This window comes from Nocardioides sp., assembly GCF_029937575.1.
Taxonomy (GTDB): domain Bacteria; phylum Actinomycetota; class Actinomycetes; order Propionibacteriales; family Nocardioidaceae; genus Nocardioides.
Genome location: NZ_JAPYPS010000028.1, coordinates 16,744 through 38,032 on the forward strand (window position 1 = coordinate 16,744; position 21,289 = coordinate 38,032).

Below are 21,289 nucleotides of genomic sequence, written 5' to 3' on the forward strand. Positions count from 1 at the left end.
CGACTCACCACCACGGTTCTCGGTGGTGCCGTTGGCCAGCTTGGCCCGGTAGAACAGGCCACCGATCTGACCCAGCGGCTGCGCGCCCAGCACGTCGGCCTCGGCCACGGCCGCGTCGACGATGTCCTGGGTGGGCTGGTCGACCGGGTAGTTGAAGGGACCACCGTTGGCGGCCTTCAGCTTGAGGATCGCCTGCGTCTTGGTCTGCACGTCGCCCGTGGCCGGGTCGACGGTGAAGACCAGCTGGTTGAGGTTGGTGCCGTACTGACCGGCGGAGACCACCGGACGCTCGGTCACCGCACGGTCGCTCCACCCGTCGACGGGCAGCGAGCAGTTGTACTCCAGGTGCGTGTGACCCGACACGATCGCGTCGACGTTGTCGTTGACGCCCTGCACGATCGAGCCGAAGTCGGTGCCGGCACCCAGCGCCGCGATCTCGTCGCAGTCGGTGGTCGGGGAACCCTCGTGGACCAGCAGGACCACGATGTCGGCACCCTCGGCGACCAGGTCGTCAGCAGCGGCGTTGGTCGCCTCGACGATGTCGGTCACCTCGATGTCGGCGATACCCGCCGGGGAGACCAGCTCGGGCAGGTGCTCGGTGACCGCACCCACGTAGCCGACCTGCACGCCACCCTGGTCCTTGATCCAGGTGCCGTCCAGGGCCGGGTCGCCCGAGGCCTTGAACTTCACGTTCGCACCGAGGTACTTCCACTCGGCGCCACCGAACGGGTTGTCCTCGGCGTCGTACTCGGCGATCACCCGGTTGACCAGGTCGTCGTAGCCCTGGTCGAACTCGTGGTTGCCGACCGCCGAGACATCCAGGCCGGCCTCGTTGAGCGCGTCGATCGTCGGCTTGTCGTTGGCGACGAAGGACTCGAACGTCGAGGCACCGATCAGGTCACCGGCAGCAGCGAACGTCGTGTTGGGGTTCTCCGAGCGCAGCTGCTTGACCGCACCGGCGAGTACTCCCGCACCTGCGGCGCTGGAGAACGGGTCGTTGGCGATCCGGCCGTGGAAGTCGTTCGTGGCCAGGATCTGCACGTCGACCGAGTCGCCCGTGTCGGAGCCCAGGTCGAGTCCGACGACCACCGGGTCGTGGTCGGAGGACCGGTAGGCGTTCGGCTCGAACAGCGTCTCGGCCGAGGACTCCCTCTCGAAGCTAGCCTCGCCGGCATCCGCCACGGTGTCGTTGTAGTCGAGGAGTGGGTTCTCGTCGGCGTTGATCTTCCAGCCGCCGGCACCGGTGACCTGGTCGTCCAGGGTCGCGGTCGCCAGGGCTTGGTCGAGGTGACCGAGCTGACCGTCGAAGAGGTAGCCGTAGGACTCCATGCCCTCGAAGCGCTCCAGGAGGTCGACGTAGTCGTTGTCCTCCAGGGTGCTGATCGGGCGCTCCTGCGAGTAGGAGTTCAGGTCACCGATGACCAGGAAGTCGGGGTCGCCGCTCTCCGTGGGGTCGGTGGCCAGGTAGTCGGCAAGCGCCTGCGCGGCCGCCGTGCGGGTGCCGTCGCAGTTCCCGGAGCCGTCCTCGGGAGAGTCGTCGCCCGCGCCACACCCCGATCCCTTGCTCTTGAGGTGGTTCACCGCCACCGTGACCCGCTCGCCCGTGGCGACCTCGTCGAAGGTCTGGATCAAGGCCGGCCGGTTGAGCGTGTCGACGAAGAGGGGGTCCTCCGCGCTCGTGAGCGTCTCGTACTCACCGACCGGGGTGACGGTCGACGTCTTGTAGAGGAAGGCCTGCTTGATCGCGTCCGTGCCGATGAAACCGGTGTCGATGTAGTCGTACGTGCCCGGTGCGGTCGCGGTGTTGAGGGCGTCGACGATCTGCTCGGTGGCGAGCCCGGTGTCGTTCTGGATCTCGATCAGACCGAAGACGTCGGCGTCGATCGTCACCAGGGCGTCGACGATCTTGGCCAGCTGACGCTCGCGCTCCTGGTCGGAGTCGGCACCACGGCAGTCGTCGGTCCCGGCCGGTCCGCACGGCCCCGAGCTGCTCGAGGAGGTCTCGTCGATCGTCGCGAAGTAGTTCAGCACGTTGAAGCTGGCGACCTTGAGCCGACCGCCGACCTCGTCCGGCGACGCAGGCCGCGGGTTCGTGGGCTCGAAGGTGTAGTCCTCGCCCTCGACCGGGCGCAGCTTCCACGCTCCGAAGGAGTACTCGAAGACGCCGGTGAGGTCGGTGACGGTGTCCCCGCCGCGGAAGGAGTTGCCGGTGCTCAGCCCCGGGGTCGGGTAGTAGTACGGCTCGTTGTCCTGCGGACCCGAGGTCGCCGCGTTCTGGCTGTTGCTGTCGTCGTCCAGGACGATCCGGCGGGTCGCCAGGTCGGCGAGGAAGGCGTCGTAGCCAGCAACACTGGGCTCGTTCGTCTGGGTGAACTGGTAGGGCCGCTCGCCGGCGGTCAGCACGATCTCACCGTAGCGGGCCTGGTTGAAGTACTCGCTGACCGCAAGCGTGGTCGAGATCGTGGTGCGCATCCCCTCCACGTCCTCGAAGGTCGCGGCGTCCAGCGTCGAGGCGGCCGCCGGGAGCGAGACCACGGCGGCGGTGGGCAGCGGCGCGTCAGAACCGAGCAGCTCGAAGGTTCCGTCGCCGAAGGCTGCGTCGATCTGGGTAGTGGTGTTGAACTCGGCCACGTCGCCGGTAACGCGGAGCTGGTCGCCCGCGCTGAGGTCGGCGGGGCAGCTGTTGCGGCAGAAGACGTAGACGCCCTCCGAGGTCGCCGGGTCGGCGTCCGCGTCCGCGTCCTCCTCCTGGAGGAAGAACCCGTCGGTGACGTCGCTGGCCGTGATCACCGAGGTGACGACCGCCTCGACGGTCACGGTGCTGTCCACGAGCGGGGACTCGGCCCCGTCGCCCTGGATCTCGGAGATCAGGACCACCTCACCGGGCTCGGTGATCGTGAAGTCGAAGGTGACCGAGTCCTCCGCGGCCGGGGTGGCCGCGTCGGCCACGGTCGCCTCGACCGAGTAGCTGTCCACGACAGTGGGCGTGCCGGTGACCTCACCCTCGGTGCTCAACGCCAGGCCGTCGGGCAGGCCGGTGGCCTCCCAGGTGTACGGCGTCGTGCCACCCGTCGCCTCCAGCGTGAACGGGGTGACCGGCGTGTCGACGATCGCCGTCTGTGCACCGGGGTCGGTCGCGGACAGCGGCGCGTCGCCCGCGGTCGTGTTGGTCGGGGTCGGCGCCCCGACGGTGAAGTCCGCCGAGTTGTCGTCGGTGTCCGCACCTTGGGCGTTGCGTGCCACCGACGTCGCGTTCGCCGGAGCAGAGGCCGCCGAGGTCTCGAAGCTGGCGCCGGCGCCCTGGGAGCCGTAGCCGACCATGTCGACGAGGCCGGCGGTCCCGGCCAGGTCGCCCAGAGTCGTGAACGAGTCGGTGCCGTTGATCAACAGCACCTGCCCGGAGGTGCCGCCCATCGTGAACGTCGTCGTCGCGTCGGGAGTGGGCAGTGCAGGCTGCGTGCCGTCGCTCCCGTCCGCGGCCTTGATGAGGTAGTGCCCACCAGGCGCGATGGAGCCGGTCAGCGCGACCGGGCTACCGCCCGGGTTGCCCGAGCTGGCCGATCGGTACTGGATGCTCAGCTGCGGGTCGGTCAGGTCGATGGCCTCGCCGGTCGGGTTGTAGAGCTCCACGAAGTCGGAGCGGAAGGCACCGCCGCTGTTGCCACCTCCTCCGTACACCTCAGAGATGACGACCCCCGTGCCGGCCGGGTTGGCCTGGGCTGCGGGGGCACTGAGAACTACTAGGGGGGCGGCTACGAGGCCGAGAAGCGCGCTGGCAATGACGCCGCTGCGCCGTGAGGCGTGCGTGAACACAGAAAAATAGCCCTTCGAGGGGTCGGACGAACGGGTGACCTGGCCATGCAGGGGGAAGGCAAGGGGAAGGTCTGAACACTAACCCGAGTGCCCGATGCCCCGTCCAGAGATCCGGGAAAACTTCGGGGAAACGTCTGGTGGGTCTCGGTCAGGTTTCGGAGAGATTGCGCCGTTGGCGCCAGAATTCGCGAAAGAACTCGTAGCCCGACCACAGCGTCATCGCCACCGCAGCGGCCAGGAGCGCCTGGGAGAGGTAGAACAGGACCTCGCCCGGCACGTCGGCCCAGCCGCTCATCTGCTTGCCCGGAAGAATCAGCCCGCCGAGCGCGAGTGCCTGCAGCATCGTCTTGATCTTGCCGCTCTGCGCGGCGGCGATCACGACGCTTCTTGCCACCGAGAGGCGCAGGAGCGTCACGGCCCACTCGCGGGCCAGCACGACGATCGTGACGGCCCACCAGATGTCCCCGGTGATCGACAGACCGATGAAGGCCATCCCGGTCAGCGCCTTGTCGGCAATCGGGTCGGCGATACGACCGAAGTCGGTCTCGATGTTGCGGGCACGCGCGATGTCGCCGTCGATCTTGTCCGTGATCGCGGCCACCGCGAAGATGACGTACGCCGCGACGCGCCACCCGATCGAGTCGTGGTCGTGGGCGAGCAGCGCCCAGCCGAAGACCGGGACCAGCAGGATCCGCAGCGTGGTGAGCGCGTTCGGCAGGTTGAAGTTGCTCGTGGCAGCGGGCGCGGTCTCGGTCATCGGGGATCCCCCGTCGCCGTGGCCACCAGATCGACGCCGTCGGTGCCGACGACCCTCGCCGGCACGAGGTCACCAAGCTTCAGCGCGGGTCCCGCGGACTCGAGGCGGGTCGTCCCGTCCACCTCGGGGCCCTGGTGGGCCGCCCGCCCCTCGACGGTCCCGTCAGGCTCGATGCTCTCGACGAGCACGACGACCTCCTCCTGGAGGCGTTCCTCGGCCCGCTGCGCGTTGAGCTCCTCGACCAGTGCGGTGACGTGCTGGGCCCTTGCCCAGACCTCGTCCGCGTCGAGCTTGTCGGTGAAGGACTCCGCCTCGGTCCCGTCCTCGTCGGAGTAGCCGAAGACCCCGGTCACGTCCATCCGCGCGGCCTCGAGGAAGTCACAGAGGATCTGGAGGTCCTCCTCGGTCTCGCCCGGGAAGCCCACGATCACGTTGGAGCGGACCCCGGCCTCGGGGGCGAGCGCTCGCACCCTCTCCAGGAGGCCCAGGAAGCTCTCGGGGTCCCCGAAGCGCCGCATCCGGCGCAGCACCGTCGCGCTGGCGTGCTGGAAGGACAGGTCGAAGTAGGGGACGACGCCCGGTGTCGTGGCGATCGCCTCGATCAGGCCCGGTCGCGTCTCGGCGGGCTGGAGGTAGGAGACTCGTACGCGCTCGATGCCGTCGATGGAGCTGAGCTCCGGCAGCAGCGTCTCCAGGAGCCGGAGATCGCCCAGGTCCTTGCCGTACGACGTGGAGTTCTCCGAGACCAGGAAGAGCTCGCGCACGCCCTCCCCTGCCAGCCAGCGCGCCTCGGCCAGGACGTCGGAGGGACGACGGCTGACGAACGAGCCACGGAACGTGGGGATGGCGCAGAACGTGCACCGACGGTCGCACCCGCTGGCCAGCTTGAGCGGAGCCAAGGGCCCGGACTCGAGACGCTGCCGGGGCGCCACCTCCGGAGCGGAGCGGTCGACGGGGCTGATGGGCAGCAGGAGTCGACGGTCCTGAGGCGTGTGCGGATGGTGGGTGTCGCCGGCCACGATGGAGCGCAGTCGTGCGGCGATGTCCGGGTAGTCGTCGAACCCGAGCACGGCGTCGGCCTCGGGCAGCGTCTCGGCGAGATCCTTGCCGTACCGCTCGGCCAGGCAGCCGACGGCGACGACGGCCTTGGCCTTGCCGCTCTGCTTGAGATCAGAGGCCTCGAGCAGAGCGTCGACGGAGTCCTTCTTGGCCGCCTCGACGAAGCCGCACGTGTTGACCACGACCGTGTCGGCGTCCGCGGCGTCGGCGACGAGTCGGAAGCCGTCGGCGGCCAGCCGTCCGGCGAGCTCCTCGGAGTCCACCTCGTTGCGGGCGCAGCCGAGGGTGAGCATCGCCACGGAGAGCAGGTCGTCGTTGCCCGCTTCCGCGGTGCCTGAAGAGGTCGGTGTCGTGGTCATGTCCGTCCTACTATGCCGGTCCGGCACCGCGAAACCCCAACCCGCGGGGCGTGATCCTCACGGCACGTAGGTGCGCTGGGCGTCCTGCCCCGTGGCTCCGATGGCCCCCTCGTCGACCCCGTCGACGGAGACCAGGAGGCCACCGTCGGTCGTGCTGATCCGCACCGGCGGAGCCGCGGTCAGCTCCGCGGTCTGCATGAAGGCCAGCTCGGCATCGAAGACCACCTGCTGTCGGGCGTCGCGCACGATCACGCGCGCGCCACCCGTGGCGGCCGTCAGGCTCACCGGCACCTTCGTGGTCGCGCCGGACAGCGTGGCCTTGCCCCCGGGCGAGCCGTTGAGCACCGGCTGGTCGGTCAGCGGGACGGGACCGTCCATCACCAGACGAGCCACGGACCACACGAGCACGACCGCCATCACGGCGGCGACCAGGACCGACCAGTTGAGCCCGCCCCGCGAGCTGCGACCGCTCGCCGACGTCGCCTGCGCTCCGGCCAGCTCGGCCTCGAATACCCGACGGGCGTCGATCGGAGCGTGGGCGTAGAGCTCGTCGTAGGTCGCGAGCAGCTCGGTCGACTCGACGCCCAGGACGCGCGACAGCGTGCGCAGGTGGCCGCGCGCGTAGAAGTCGCCGCCGCAGGGGTCGAAGTCGTCGACCTCGATGGCCTCGATCACGTGGGGACGGATCCGGGTGCGTTCCGCCAGTGCCTCGACGGAGATCCCGATCCGGGCCCGTGCTGAGGACAACGTGCGACCGATCACGGGCTCGACCGCCGCGACCTGCTCGGACGCCTCGCCCCCGCGCACCGCGGCGGTGTCGATCACGATGGTCTCGGTCTCGGTCTCGGCAGCGATCGGCAGCTCGCTCTCCTCGCCGTCGGGATCGATCCTCCGCTCCAGCGTCAGCTCGGAACGCAGAGCAGGGCGCGACGCTCGCAACGCGGTGACCTGGGTGGTCGGCAGCACCGCGGCCTCCACCTCGGGCTCAGGGGTTTCAGGGTGCTCGGCGGGATCCTCGGCGGGGTGCTCGGCGACAGGCGCGACCGGGAGCTCAGCCGCATCGTGGTCCGAGCCGGCCTCGGCATGGGACTGACCCGTGGCCTCGACCGCGCCCTCCACCGCAGACTCGGGCGTCCCCTCGATGGGCACCGCCCCCCCGGACAGCTCCGCGAGAGCCTCGTCGACCTCGTGCCAGTCGGCGCCGACGAGCCTCGTCGACAGCGAGAGCCGGACGCCGAGTCGGCGCCCGTCCCGGGCGACGACGGTCAGCGACCCGTCCCGCAGAGTCGTGGTGCGTGCGCGGTGCTCCACGTGGTCGACCTCGCTCCAGGCCAGGCCCTGCCACGCAGCGCCGCGCCGGACGCGCACGCCGTACCGGTCAAGGACGAGAAGCGGCGCTCGGGCGTCGACGACCGCGGCGAGGTGCATGGCCGCGACGACACCCGTCACCGCACACAGCGCCCAGTCGAGCACTCCTCCAGCGCCCACCCCCCGCAGCAGGAAGGCCACGGCGAGCACGCCGGCAGTGGCACCGACGAGCAGGGACAGCGGTCCGTCCCGGTGCACCTCGAGGGCGTCCTGCTCCCCATCGACCTCTCGGTCGTCGAGTCCTGGGCCGTCCTGCTCGCGGTCGAGGTCGTCGGCGTCGACCTGGTGCTCGTCGGAGATGGTGCTCATTGCTCCCCCTGGATGGTCACGATCACGGCATCCACCTCGTCGGGCTTGACCAGCACGTCGCGGGCCTTCGAGCCCTCGCTGGGTCCGACCACTCCCCTGCTCTCGAGGATGTCCATCAGTCGCCCGGCCTTGGCGAAGCCGACGCGCAGCTTGCGCTGCAGCATCGAGGTCGAGCCGAACTGCGTGGAGACCACGAGCTCGACGGCCTGGACCACGAGGTCCATGTCGTCGCCGATGTCGTCGTCGAGCACCTTGTTGCTCGCCGCCGGAGCGGTGACGTCCTCGCGGTAGGTCGGCTCCAGCTGGGTCTTGCAGTGCTTGACCACGTGGGCGATCTCCGCCTCGGTGACCCAGGAGCCCTGCACGCGCACGGCCTTGGAGGCACCCATCGGCAGGAAGAGGCCATCACCCTGACCGACCAGCTTCTCGGCTCCGGGCTGGTCCAGGATGACCCGGCTGTCGGCCAGGCTCGAGGTCGCGAACGCCAGCCGGGACGGAACGTTGGCCTTGATCAGTCCGGTCACGACGTCGACCGAGGGCCGCTGCGTGGCCAGCACCAGGTGGATCCCGGCGGCGCGGGCGAGCTGGGTGATCCGGACGACCGCATCCTCGACGTCTCGCGGAGCGACCATCATCAGGTCGGCGAGCTCGTCGACGACCACCAGCAGGTAGGGGTACGGCGAGAGCACGCGCTCGCTGCCCGCCGGCAGCTCGACCTTGCCCGCGCGCACCGCCTTGTTGAAGTCGTCCACGTGGCGGAACCCGAAGTTGGCGAGGTCGTCGTAGCGCAGGTCCATCTCGCGCACGACCCAGGCCAGCGCCTCTGCGGCCTTCTTCGGATTGGTGATGATCGGCGTGATCAGGTGCGGGATGCCCTCGTAGATGTTGAGCTCGACCCGCTTGGGGTCGACCAGGATCATCCGGACCTCGTCCGGCGTGGAGCGCATCAGGACCGAGGTGATCATCGAGTTGATGAAGCTCGACTTGCCTGATCCGGTGGCGCCGGCAACCAGCAGGTGGGGCATCTTGGCCATGTTGGCGACCACGAACCCACCCTCGACGTCCTTGCCGAGCCCGACGATCATCGGGTGGTGGTCGCTGCGCGCCATGTTGGAGCGCAGCACGTCACCGAGGGTGACCTTCTCCTTGTCGACGTTGGGGATCTCGATCCCGATCGCCGACTTGCCCGGGATGGGGCTGAGGATGCGCACGTCGGCCGAGGCCACTGCGTAGGAGATGTTCTTGGAGAGCGCGGTGACCTTCTCGACCTTGACGGCCGGGCCGAGCTCGACCTCGTAGCGGGTCACGGTCGGACCACGGGTGTAGCCGGTGACCTGGGCGTCGATGTTGAACTGCTGCAGCACCTCGGTGAGTCGGTCCACGACCTCGTCGCTCGCCTTGGAACGCGCCTTGTGGACCGATCCGGGCTTGAGCACCTCGTTGCCCGGCAGGGAGTAGACGACGTCGCCGGACAGGGCGAGCTGCTCCATCCGCGGCTCGATCGGCGCGTGCGGGGGCGGCTCGAGCTGTTCGGGCTTCTCGGGCCGGTTCTGCAGCTCGCCCGGTCGGGGACCTGGTGGCGACGACGGCTCGTCGTGCTCGAGCGCCACGTCGACGGCGTCGCGGGTGGCGGGTGGCTCGTCGACGGGCGCGTCGACCGGCTGCTCGGCTGCCGGCACGTCCTCGACCGGTGCGAGGGCGTCGGTGTCGTCGCCGCCACGACGCTTCTTGCGGGTCTCGCGGTCCTCCACCACGGGAGAGTCGTAGGCCTGGACACCCCGGTCGGGATCGAGGTCCCAGTCGTCCTCGCCGACCGCCGCCATGGACTGGGTGGCGTCCGCGTCGAGGTCGCGGCCGAGGGCTGTGTCGCGCAGTGCTGCGAGACGCTCGGGGACCCGGTACAGCGGGGTCGCGGTGATGACGAGGACCCCGAAGGTCGCGATCAGGAGGAGCACGGGGATGACCACGCCCGACGATCGCAGCAGGTCGAGCAGGAGCGAGGAGACGACGTACCCGATGGCTCCGCCGCCGTCGCGCAACGGCACGGTGTCGCCGGCGACCGGCTGCGGGTTGCCGGCCGCGAGGTGCACGATCCCCAGCACCCCGAGGCTCAGGGCCACCCATCCCACGGCCTGACGACCGGCCGGACCGTTGCCGACCGGGTCGCGCATCAGGCGCCACGCCGACCACACCAGGGCGAGCGGGACCAGCCACCCGACCTTGCCGACCGTGCCGACCACGGCGGCGCGGGAGAACTCCATGACGCCGCCGGTCGCCTGGAACCACACGGAGGCGGCGACGACGAAGGCGATGCCCAGCAGGAAGAGCCCGGCGCCGTCGCGACGGTGCTCGGGCTCGAGGTCACGCGCGGTCCGCCCCAGACCGCGCGCCCCTGCGCCCACGGCGTGGGCCACCGCGAGCCAGACGGCGGCCAGGCCGCGGAACAGGGCGAGGAAGACCTTCGCCACCGGCCCCGTCCCGGTGCGCACCGCTCGTGGTGCCGGCCGCGCGGCGGGACGCTTGCTCGACGTCTTGCGTGGGGCAGGCTTCTTGGCCGCAGGTCGCTTGGAGGTGGATGCCTTGGTGGTGGTCTGCTTCCTGGCGCTCGGGGATCGGGTGCTCGAACCACTTGCCCGGGACGAGCCCGTCGCGCGTGTGCTCTTGCTCCGCGAACCCGTCGGGGAAGACGTACGGGTCGCCATGTCACCAACCTAGGCGATCGTCACACCAGTCACTTGCACCACACGAATGCGTGTCGCCACGGCCGCGGGCGAACGGGGGGCGTCGGATTCGTGACCACGCCGTAACAGACGGGGGTAGACCGTTCGGCGGTTTTGTTCTTAGGGTGCTTGTTCGGTGGCTCACACCCAGAGTCACCGCAAGTTCACCCATCTCGGAGGGAACACTCGTGAAATATCTCAAGTCCGGGCTGAGCCTGGCGCTTCTCGGGGCGGGCCTCGCGTTCGTACCCGCGTCGCCCTCAGCCGCCGTCGGCCTCTCCCAGGCCGCGCCCGACCCCACCGGGGTGCAGGCGATGCACAACGCAGCCGACGGAAACGTGCGCTTCTCCACGGAGAGCGCCACCGGCAAGGTCGGTTTCATCGCCGCTCGCGGCAACGACGCCGACCTCTACCCCGACATGGCGGGCGACAGCACCGCCAAGGCGAAGGCCAAGACCGACGCCTACCTCGACCAGTTCGGCGCCGCCTTCGGTGCCGCCAAGGGCGAGCTGGTCCAGTCGGGGGTGACGCCCAACCGCTACGGCTGGACCGTCTCCTACGTCCAGAAGTACAAGGGTGTCGAGGTCTTCGCCTCACGCCTGAAGGCCAACGTGGACCAGGACGGCGACCTCACCTCGGTCACCGGCTTCGCCGTCCCCGGCCTCGACCTGTCGGTCGCCCCCCGGTTCGACGATGCGCAGGCCGCCGAGCGGGCCGTCGGCTTCGTGAAGGCCAAGCCCGGCGCCTCCGAGGACGGCGAGACCGCCGACGTCTCCGACCTGAAGGCCGGCGAGACCGAGCTCGTCGTCTACCGCACCGGCGCCCTGCGTGGCGACGACACCGGCACGAACATCCTCGCCTACCTCGTCGAGGTGACCGGTCCCAGCGTGCGCGACATGGTCATCGTCGACGCCAACACCCGCAAGCCGGTCAACCGCTGGTCGACGGTCAACGACGCGCTCGATCGCGAGCTCTACGAGACCTCCCCCGCCGCAGGTGACCTGGTCTGGTCCGAGGGCGATGCCTTCCCCGGCGACCTCAACGAGGACCAGCAGAACCTCGTCAACTCCGCCGGCGAGGCCTACTGGTTCTACGCCAACACGTTCGGCCGCGACTCCTACGACGGCAACGGTGCCGTGATGAAGACGGTCAACAACGACCCTCGCATCAACTGCCCCAACGCCAACTGGAACGGCGTCACCACCAACTACTGCGACGGTGTCACCTCCGACGACGTGGTCTCTCACGAGTGGGGCCACGCCTACACCGAGTACACCTCCGGCCTGATCTACCAGTACCAGTCCGGCGCCCTGAACGAGTCCTACTCCGACGTCTGGGGCGAGACGCTCGACCTGGTCAACGGTCGCGAGGACGAGGGCGAGAGCTTCGAGGACAAGCGCCCCGACGGTCAGTGCGACCCGACGGCCTCCCCCACCCTCCAGGTCGCGATCACCGCACCTGCCGGCGTGGCCGGACCGTGCACCGCGGCGGCCGCCTCCTTCGGCGACGGCTACGACACCTCGGTGGTCACCACCGACGTCGTCGTCGGCACCGACGAGGCCAACGACAACGGTCCGAGCACCACCGACGGCTGCACCGCCTACGACAACGCGGCTGACGTCGCCGGCAACTACGTCTTCGTCGACCGCGGCACGTGCACCTTCCAGGCGAAGGTGGACAACGCCGAGGCCGCCGGTGCGACCGGCATCGTCATCGGCAACAACGTCGCCGGCGTCCCGTTCGCGGTCTCCGGCACGGCCGACATCTCAGGCATCATGGTCTCGAAGGCCGACGCGGACCGCTTCAAGGCTGCGGGCGAGACCCTGACGATCACCATCCAGGCCGAGGACATCTCGGACCGGGTCGACTCGACCCGCTGGCTGGTGGGCGAGAAGTCCGAGGCGTTCGGTGGCGCGATCCGCGACATGTGGACCCCCACCTGCTACGGCGACCCGGGCAAGGTCTCGGACGCCGAGTACAACTGCGACCCCAACCTGACCGACAACGGCGGCGTCCACGGCAATTCGGGCGTGCCGAACCACGCCTACGCATTGACCGTCGATGGAGGGGAGTTCAACGGTCAGTCGATCACCGGTCTGGGTCTCGACAAGGCCGCCAACATCTGGTGGCGTGCGCAGACGGCCTACCTGACGCCGTCCTCGGACTTCACCGTCGCGGCCGACGCCCTGGAGCAGTCCTGCACCGACCTCGTCGGGATGGACATCAACCAGGTCTCGACCGAGACCAACGGCACGCCGACCCCGGCCGACCCGATCGTCGCAGCCGACTGCACCCAGGTCGCCAACGTGATGACGGCCGTCGAGATGCGCGTCGAGCCCGTGCAGTGCGACTTCCAGCCCCTGCTGCAGCAGGGCGCCCCGTCGCTCTGCGGTGAGGGCTTCGTCGAGAGCGACGTCTTCACCGAGGACTTCGAGGACGGCCTCGACGGCTGGACCGCGGAGCAGGAGATCGCCGTCGTCCCCGAGTTCGGGGACTACGAGGGTGGCTTCGGCGCCCCGTGGGAGGCCACCTCCGAGGCGCCCGGCGACCACCCCGGTGGCGTGGCCTACGGCCCCGCCCCCGACCTCGGCGACTGCTCGGGTGACGGTGTCAACGACTTCTCCAGCCGTGACTCCATCATCAGCGAGGAGTTCACCCTCCCCGAGGCCGACCTCGCTCCGGTGCTCAGCTTCGAGCACTACATCGCCACCGAGGCCGGCTGGGACGGCGGCAACATCCAGGTGAGCATCAACGGTGCCGACTTCGAGCCGATCCCGGCCGAGGCCTACACCTTCAATGCTCCGGGCCAGCTCAACGCGCTCTTCGCCGGCAACAGCAACCCGCTGCACGACCAGCCGGGCTTCACCGCCACCGACGGCGGCAAGCTCACCGGCAGCTGGGGCGAGTCGCAGGTCGACCTGTCCGCGATGGACATCGCCCCCGGCGACACCCTGTCGCTGCGGGTCAACATCGGTCGTGACGGCTGCGGCGGCATCGACGGCTGGTACGTCGACAACATCGCCGTCTCGGTCTGCAAGGTGCAGGCGGAGATCGCGGCCGTCCACACCCCCGACCCGTCGACCTTCGGCCAGGACAGCGTCCTCGACGTCACCGTCGACGGTGTCGAGACCGGTGAGGTCACCGCCACGCTGGGCGGCGACAGCCTCGGCGTCGCCGGGATCACCGACGGCACGGCGAGCTTCGCGATCTCGAAGTTCACCGACGCCGGCACGTACGACGCCACCGTCTCCTTCGCCGGTGACGACGTCACCGGTGAGGCGTCGACCGACGTGGTCGTGAAGATCAACAAGGCCGGCACGATCACCTCGATCAAGAAGGCCCCGAAGAAGGTCAAGCAGGGCAAGAAGGCCAAGGTGAAGGTCCGCGTCCTGACGCCGGACACCAACCAGGTGGTCCCCGGCGGCCTCGTGAAGATCGTCAAGAAGGGCAAGACGCTCGGCAAGGGCCGGCTGAACGCCAAGGGCATCGCCAAGGTGAAGCTCAAGTTCAAGAAGCCCGGCAAGCAGCAGGTCAAGGCCCGCTACGTCGGTGCGGACAACTTCAAGCGAAGCGCGGAGTCGTTCACCATCAAGGTCAAGAAGAAGTAGCCGCTTGACCTAGGCCACCACGGCCAGCCACGGCCCCCCGCCGAGATCCTCGGCGGGGGCCTCGTGCTTCGCGGCGCGCGCTCCACTGATCGCACAGCGGATCAGAGTCCGGCGAGCCACGGCATGACGACGAACGTCGTCGGAAGGACCAGCACGGACACCGAGGCGACGCCGATCCCCGCTGCGCGGAGACGATGGGTGCGGCAGTCGGCGATCAGCCGCACGCGCTCCATCAGGTCCGCACGCCGCCCTCCCCCACCGAGGGTCACGCCGTCACCCGGTCCCGAGGCCCGTACGCCGGCCAGCTCGACGAGTGCCCGGGCGAGCGGCCGACGACCACTGCAGCGCACGGCCGCCCGGTCGGCCAGCACCTCGACGAGGAGCTTGACCTCGTCCAGAGCGGACGCGCTGGAGACCCAGCGCGGGAACGCGTGGTGCACCACGGTGAAGGCCTCGAGCACCAGGTCGTGGCGCGCTCTCAGGTGGGCGCGCTCGTGCTCGAGCACGGCGTCGATCTCCGCTTCGGCGAGGCGACCGAGGACGCCGCGAGACACCACGACCCGGGCCTGCTGCATGCCCGGCACGCAGTAGGCGACGGGCAGGTCGTGATCGAGGACGAGCACCGATCTGCCTCGCGAGCGGGCAGCGTCCCGACTGGCCACCACGTCGACGAGCTCGACGTGGCGACGACGCAGCGCCCGGAGCCGGGTGCCGGTGCGGTGACCGCTCACGAGCAGCCGCACCAGGACCAGACCGGTGACGATCAGGGCGAGCGCTGCGACGACGTACGCGAGGACTCCCACGTCGCGACGCCACGCCTGGTCCGTGGCCAGCGATGCGCCGGCTCCGAGGGCGGCCAGCACGGCGGCGACGGCGATGCTCTGCCACAGCACCATGGTCGTGCGCGGTGTTTCCCGGAGCATCGTCACCCGGGCCAGCAGCCGCGGAACCGGGCCGGCGAGCAGCACGGCCAGGACGCCCAGCGCCAGCGGCGTCATGGCGTCGCTCTCATGACTCGACGCGCCCCGGGGGATCGTCGAGCTCGGCCAACGCCCGCCGCAGGGCCGCGACGTCCTCGGGCCCGGCCTCCTCGACGAAGGCCACCAGGGCCGTGCCCCGGTCGTGGTCGGAGAAGTCGTCGAGGGTGTCGCGCATCAGCTCGGCGGTGAGGGCCGCCCGGGTGGCGCGCGGCCGGTAGCTGTAGGCGCGCCCGTCCCTCTCCTGGTCGACGAGGTCCTTGCGGGCCAGCCGGTCCATCACGGTCATCACGGTCGTGTAGGCGATGTCGCGGGCCCCGGCCAGCGCCGAGTGCACCTCGCGGACGGTGAGTGCCACGCCGTCGGGCGCGTCCCAGAGCCGCTCCATGACGGCTCGTTCGAGATCTCCCAGCTGGGAGCGGGACGGCCGAGGCGGGTTCACCCCCGAAGTGTACCTACGCCCCACCACGTACTACGCTCCGTAGTATCTACGACGCGGTGTCGTAGATCGCTGTGGAAGGACACCCCTCGCATGGACGTCGTCGACATCGCCCGCTGGCAGTTCGGGATCGTGACCGTCTACCACTTCCTGTTCGTGCCGCTCACGATCGGACTGACCGCCCTCGTCGCCGTCCTGGAGACCTCCTGGCTGCGCACTCGCAACGAGCAGTACCTCCGGCTCACCAAGTTCTTCGGCAAGCTGCTCCTGATCAACTTCGCGATCGGGGTCGTCACCGGGATCGTTCAGGAGTTCCAGTTCGGGATGAACTGGTCCGACTACTCCCGCTTCGTGGGAGACGTCTTCGGCGCGCCCCTCGCGATCGAGGGGCTCCTCGCGTTCTTCCTCGAGTCCACCTTCCTGGGCCTGTGGATCTTCGGCTGGGATCGGCTCCCCGGTCCGCTCCACGCGGCATGCATGTGGATCGTGCACCTCGGCACCCTGGCCTCGTCCTGGTTCATCCTGGCCGCGAACTCGTGGATGCAGCACCCGGTCGGCTACCGGTACGACCCCGAGACGGGGCGGGCCGAGCTGACCGACTTCGCCGCGGTGATGTTCAACAAGGTCCAGCTCGTCACGTTTCCGCACGTGGTCTTCGCCGCCTACCTGACCGCCGGTGTCTTCCTCGTCGCGGTCGCCGGCTGGCTCCACGTGCGCAACAGCCACCCAGATGATCGTCCGATGTACCTGAAGGCGGTCCGGCTGGGCGCGGTGGTCGCGCTCGTCTCCGGTCTGGCGGTCGCCGTCAGCGGCGACGTGCAGGGCAAGGTGATGACCGAGGTGCAGCCGATGAAGATGGCGGCTGCCGAAGGCCTGTACCAGACCACCGAGTCCTGCGCTCCGTTCTCCGTCTTCACCCTGGGCTCCCTGGACGGCACCCAGGAGCGCTACGCCCTGACCGTGCCCTGCCTGCTGTCGTTCCTCGGCACCGGGTCCTTCGACGGCCAGATCCAGGGGATCGACGACCTGCGCGAGACCTACGAGGAGGAGTACGGGCAGGATCCGGGCGCGACGTACTACACCGCAGCCGACTACGTGCCGGTGATCCCGGTGACGTACTGGTCCTTCCGCTTCATGATCGGCCTGGGCATGTTCGGTGCCGGAGGCGCCGCGCTCGTGCTGTGGTCGACCCGTCGCGGCCGGGCACCCACCGGGAGGTGGTTCCGCGTGCTGCTCGTCGCGCTCCCGCTGGGCGCGCTCGGCGGGAACTCGTTCGGCTGGATCTTCACCGAGATGGGCCGGCAACCGTGGGTGGTATTCGGACTGATGACCACCGACCGCGCTGTCTCGCCGGGGGTGAGCGCCACCGAGGCGGTCATCTCACTGGCGTCGCTCACCGCCGTGTACGCCGTGCTGGCCGTCGTCGAGGTGCGCTTGCTGCTCTCGGCGATCCAGGGCGGGGCCCCGGAGCCTCTTGCCGATCACGGCGACGCCGGCGGGGAGTACCCCGACGACGCGCCGCTCAGCTTCGCCTACTAGCGGCCCGTCCCCACGACAGAGAGAGAATCATCATGGAACTGACCACCGTCTGGTTCGTCCTCATCGCCGTCCTGTGGGTCGGCTACTTCGTCCTCGAGGGCTTCGACTTCGGCGTCGGGATGCTCCTGCCGGTCCTGGCTCGCAACGACACCGAGCGCCGCGTGCTGATCAACACCATCGGACCGGTCTGGGACGGCAACGAGGTGTGGCTGCTCGTGGCCGGCGGTGCGACCTTCGCGGCGTTCCCCGAGTGGTACGCCACCCTGTTCAGCGGGTTCTACCTCCCCCTCCTGCTGATCCTGCTGGCGCTGATCGTGCGCGGGGTCGCCTTCGAGTACCGACACCAGCGACCCCAGGCCACCTGGAAGGGCTGGTGGGACCGCGCGATCATCGTCGGGTCCGTCGTCCCCGCGGTGCTGTGGGGAGTGGCGTTCGCCAACATCACCCGCGGCGTCCCGCTCGACGCCGACTTCGAGTTCACCGGCTCCCTGCTCACCCTGCTGAACCCCTTCGGACTCCTGGGCGGCGTGGTCACCGCCCTCCTCTTCCTCACCCACGGGGCGATGTTCGTGGCGCTCAAGACCGACGGAGAGATCCGCCACCGCGCCCGGGCGCTCGCCGTGCGCACCGGGGCGTGCGCGGCCGTCGCCTCGGTCGTCTTCCTGGTCTGGGCCCAGGTCGAGACCGGCGGCCCCGCGTCGGCCGCGTTGTTCGCGGGGGCGGCCGTCGTCCTGCTTCTCGGCATCGCCGCGGCCGCTCGTGGCCGTGAGGGCTGGGCGTTCACGGGCACCTTCGTGACCATCGCGTTGGCCGTCACAGGCCTGTTCGTGGCGCTCTTCCCCGACGTCCTGCCCTCGAGCACCGACCCCGCGTGGTCCCTGACGACCACCAACGCCGCGGCCACGCCGTACACCCTCGAGATCATGACGTGGGTGGCAGCCTGCTTCACCCCGATCGTCATCGGCTACCAGGCCTGGTCCTACTGGGTGTTCCGCAAGCGGATCTCGGTGGACCACATCCCGGCCGTGCCCCTGGTCGCGGTGGACGGTCACGCGTGAGGCCCGTGGACCCCCGAGTCCTCCCCCACGTGCGCGTCGCCCGCCGACCGCTGCTCGTCGTGACCCTCGGCAGCGCGCTCGCGGCGCTGCTGGTGATCGCTCAGGCGTTCGCGGTCGCCGCTCTCGTCGTGGCACTGGTCGACGAGACGGGCTGGCAGCAGCCGGCCGAGGTGCTCCTCGTCGTCGTGGCGGCCCGAGCAGCTGTGGCAGTCGGCGTCGATCGCGCAGCGACGCACGCGGCCGCCGCCGTCGGTGGGGAGCTGCGTCGCACAGTGCTTCGTGCAGCCGGCCGGCTCGGGGCCACGGACCTCGCCCAGCACCGGATCGGCTCGCTGGCGGTCCTTGCGACGCGCGGCGTGGCGGCGGTCGAGCCCTACCTGACGCGCTACCTGCCGGCGCTGCTGCTCGCGGCCGTCCTCCCCCTGCTCACGGTCGTCGCGATCGCGGCCCAGGACTGGCTCGCCGCCCTCGTCGTCGTGCTGACCCTTCCGCTCGTGCCGGTCTTCGCGGCGCTGATCGGGATGAGCACCCGCGACAAGGTGGCCCGCCAGTGGCGACTCCTCGACCAGCTCTCCGGGCACTTCGTCGACGTGGTTCGTGGCTTGCCCACGCTGGTCGCGCACCGTCGTGCCCGCTCCCAGTCCCAGCAGATCGCGGCCGTCACCGACCGCTGTCGACGGGGCAACCGCGACGTCCTGCGCCTGGCGTTCGCATCCTCCGCAGCGCTCGAGCTGGTCGCGACGCTGTCGGTGGCGCTGGTCGCCGTGCTCGTCGGCCTCCGCCTCGCTGCGGGCGGTCTCGACCTCGAGACCGCCCTGGTCGTCCTGCTGCTCGCCCCCGAGGCCTACTGGCCGCTGCGCAAGGTCGGGGCCGAGTTCCACGCCGCCGCCGAGGGGACGGCCACCTTCGAGGCCATCCACGAGCTGCTCGACACTCCGGCCGCGCGGGCGTCGCTCGCGTACGGCGAGACGGTGCATCTGCGCGACGTCGAGGTGACCTGGCCCGGACGCGACCGGCCGGCCCTCGGGCCGCTGAGCGTCGACCTCCCACGACACGGGCTGGTCGTGGTGACCGGCGCGTCCGGCAGCGGGAAGAGCACCCTGCTGGCCGCCCTCCTCGGCGAGGTCGCGACCAGTGCGGGCGAGGTGCAGGTCGCTGCCCCGGACATCGAGGCCTGGCGCGGCTCGGTCGCCTACGTGGGGCAGCAACCCTGGTTGATGGACGGCAGTGTCCGGGACAACGTCCGGGTCGGCCGACCGGCGGCCGACGACCACGACGTGGCCCAGGCCCTGAGCAGCGTCGGCCTCGACCTGTCCCCCGACCAGGTCCTCGGGGAGGACGGCCGCGGCCTCTCGGCGGGTCAGCGGGCCCGCCTCGCGCTGGCCCGCGTCGTGGTCTCCCACCGGCCTGTGGTCCTGCTCGACGAACCCACAGCACATCTCGACGCCGCGACGGAGCAGACCATCCTCGCCGTCGTTCGCGAACTCGCCGCCGCGCGTTGTGTCGTCGTCGTCGCCCACCGCGATGCCGTGGTCGCGGCCGCCGACCTCGTCGTGAGGCTCCCGGAGCCGGTCGCTCCTGCGCCGACGCCTCTGCCGGTGCCCGGCGACCGCTCCTCGCCCGGGGTGGTGAGGACCGATCCTCCTGTCGCAGTCGCGCCCGACCCGCAGCCCAGCCGGGCCGCCGCTCGCCACGGCCTCGTGCTGGCCAGCGCGCTCGGGGTCGCGGCCGCCACCTCGGGCGTTGCCCTGACCGCCACGGCGGGCTGGTTGATCGTCAGGGCCTCCGAGCACCCGCCGGTCCTGATGCTGATGGTGGCGATCGTGGCGGTGCGCACGTTCGGGTTGGCCAGGCCCGTGCTGCGCTACGCGGAGCGGCTGGTCGCGCACGACGTCGCCCTGCGCGCGCTGGCCACACGCCGTACCGAGGTCTACGACGCGTTGGTACCGCTGGTCCCCGGCCGGTTGGGCCGCCGCCGGGGCGACCTGCTCGCCTCGGTCGTCGACGACGTGGACGCTCAGCTCGACGACCTGGTCCGGGTCCGGTTGCCTGCGTTGACCTGGTGTGGCACCAGCCTGGTCACGGCGGCCCTCGTCGCCGTCGTTCACCCAGTGGCTGCACTCGTGGTGGCCCTCACGGCCCTCGTAGGTGGAGCGGGTGCGTGGACGTGGGGGCTCCTGGGGAGTCGACGTCACGGCGCGCGGCGCATCGCGGCGCGAGCCACGCTCTCCGCGAGGGTGCTCGTCCTCCTGCAGGACCAGCGACCGCTGGCCCTGTGGCAGGCGGACGAACGAGCACGACGCCGGGTCGACGAGGCCGGCGCCGCGCTGGACGAAGCGACGGGCGGCACCGCTCGCTGGCTGGCTCCGGCGCGGGCCTGGAGCCTGCTCCTCGGTGCCGTGGGCACGGTCACGGTCGCCGGCGTCGCCCACGGCGAGGTGTCCGGACCGGTGCTCGCCCTGCTCGTCCTCGTCCCCCTCGCCCTCGCCGAGGTCGCGACGCCGCTGGCCGACGCCGGAGCGCTGCGGCACGAGACACGGGAGGCGGACCGGCGGATCAGCAGCCTGACCTCGCTCGAACCGGCGGTGACCGACCCACCGCGGCCGCGGAAGGCCACCTCCAGCGTCGCTGACCTGACCTCCGTCACCGCGGCCTGGGGGCGGGCAACCGCGCTCGAACCCGTGTCCCTGGCCATCGGTCCGGGACGGTCCGTGGGCATCGTCGGCCCCTCCGGGTGCGGCAAGTCGACCCTCGCTGCGCTCCTGGTGCGCTTCCTCGCACCGCGCTCGGGCAGCTACGTGCTGGGGGACCAGAGCGTCGACGACCTGGCCGCTGACGACGTACGGCGCAGGATCGGGCTGCTGGACGACGATCCCTATCTCTTCTCCACCACCCTGGTCGAGAACGTTCGCCTGGCCAGGCCGAGCGCCACGGACGCCGAGGTCGAGCTGGCCCTGCGAAGCGCTCACCTGGGAGCGTGGATGGACGCCCTGCCCGGGGGTCTGCACACCCCACTCGGCGAAGGGGCTGCCGCCGTCTCCGGCGGGGAGCGCGCGCGGATCGGACTGGCCCGCCTCCTCCTGGCCGAGCACGAGGTGCTGGTCCTCGACGAGCCGACGGCCCATCTGGACCGTGCCACGGCCCGACAGGTGACGGCCGAGCTGCTGGCCCTCACCGGCGACACGCACGGGCCAGGGGGGCCGGGGCTGGTGTGGATCACGCACGAGCGCGACGGACTGGACCGGATGGACGAGGTGCTCGCCCTGGCCTGAGGCGCCTCCCC

The 21,289-nt window shown here is 70.4% G+C and carries 11 protein-coding genes; 4 read left to right on the forward strand and 7 right to left on the reverse strand.

Annotated features, from left to right (window positions below; translation table 11 throughout):
* The 5 genes from Q1K33_RS11485 to Q1K33_RS11505 form a co-directional block, all read right to left on the reverse strand.
* Positions 1 to 3,813 (reverse strand): ExeM/NucH family extracellular endonuclease (locus Q1K33_RS11485; RefSeq protein WP_300403999.1); only part of this gene is annotated, 3,813 nt, incomplete at its 3' end.
* Between the two features lie 148 nt (positions 3,814 to 3,961).
* Complete coding sequence (gene pgsA, locus Q1K33_RS11490) at positions 3,962 to 4,570, reverse strand: CDP-diacylglycerol--glycerol-3-phosphate 3-phosphatidyltransferase (RefSeq protein ID WP_300404001.1); 609 nt, start codon at positions 4,568 to 4,570, stop codon at positions 3,962 to 3,964.
* Positions 4,567 to 5,988, reverse strand: a complete 1,422-nt coding sequence (rimO, locus tag Q1K33_RS11495) for a 30S ribosomal protein S12 methylthiotransferase RimO (RefSeq protein ID WP_300404003.1) — start codon at positions 5,986 to 5,988, stop codon at positions 4,567 to 4,569. Before rimO ends, pgsA begins: the two co-directional genes overlap by 4 nt.
* Positions 5,989 to 6,045: 57 nt before the next feature.
* Positions 6,046 to 7,665, reverse strand: coding sequence for a helix-turn-helix transcriptional regulator (locus tag Q1K33_RS11500; RefSeq protein WP_300404005.1), 1,620 nt, complete (start codon positions 7,663 to 7,665; stop codon positions 6,046 to 6,048).
* Complete coding sequence (locus Q1K33_RS11505) at positions 7,662 to 10,367, reverse strand: DNA translocase FtsK (RefSeq protein WP_300404007.1); 2,706 nt, start codon at positions 10,365 to 10,367, stop codon at positions 7,662 to 7,664. The genes Q1K33_RS11500 and Q1K33_RS11505 overlap by 4 nt, the downstream gene beginning before the upstream one ends.
* A gap of 206 nt (positions 10,368 to 10,573) precedes the next feature.
* Between Q1K33_RS11505 and Q1K33_RS11510 the strand changes: the two genes are divergently transcribed.
* Positions 10,574 to 13,993, forward strand: coding sequence for a M4 family metallopeptidase (locus tag Q1K33_RS11510; RefSeq protein ID WP_300404009.1), 3,420 nt, complete (start codon positions 10,574 to 10,576; stop codon positions 13,991 to 13,993).
* Between the two features lie 101 nt (positions 13,994 to 14,094).
* Here the strand turns inward: Q1K33_RS11510 and Q1K33_RS11515 are convergent, their stop codons facing one another.
* Both Q1K33_RS11515 and Q1K33_RS11520 read right to left on the reverse strand, forming a co-directional pair.
* Positions 14,095 to 14,991, reverse strand: a complete 897-nt coding sequence (locus tag Q1K33_RS11515) for a M56 family metallopeptidase (protein WP_300404011.1) — start codon at positions 14,989 to 14,991, stop codon at positions 14,095 to 14,097.
* A 10-nt stretch (positions 14,992 to 15,001) separates the two neighbouring features.
* Positions 15,002 to 15,412 (reverse strand): BlaI/MecI/CopY family transcriptional regulator, encoded by a 411-nt coding sequence (locus Q1K33_RS11520; RefSeq protein WP_300404013.1) that lies wholly within the window; start codon positions 15,410 to 15,412, stop codon positions 15,002 to 15,004.
* 90 nt (positions 15,413 to 15,502) lie between these two features.
* Between Q1K33_RS11520 and Q1K33_RS11525 the strand changes: the two genes are divergently transcribed.
* From Q1K33_RS11525 to cydD, 3 genes are read left to right on the forward strand one after another with little or no spacing between them, the layout of a single operon-like run.
* Entirely contained in the window at positions 15,503 to 16,948 is a 1,446-nt protein-coding gene (locus tag Q1K33_RS11525) for a cytochrome ubiquinol oxidase subunit I (RefSeq protein WP_300404015.1), read from the forward strand.
* Between the two features lie 32 nt (positions 16,949 to 16,980).
* Positions 16,981 to 18,006 (forward strand): cytochrome d ubiquinol oxidase subunit II, encoded by a 1,026-nt coding sequence (cydB, locus tag Q1K33_RS11530; RefSeq protein ID WP_300404017.1) that lies wholly within the window; start codon positions 16,981 to 16,983, stop codon positions 18,004 to 18,006.
* Positions 18,003 to 21,278: a thiol reductant ABC exporter subunit CydD gene (gene cydD / locus Q1K33_RS11535; RefSeq protein ID WP_300404019.1), complete on the forward strand. Its 3,276-nt coding sequence runs from the start codon at positions 18,003 to 18,005 to the stop codon at positions 21,276 to 21,278. Before cydB ends, cydD begins: the two co-directional genes overlap by 4 nt.
* Positions 21,279 to 21,289: the final 11 nt, after the last annotated feature.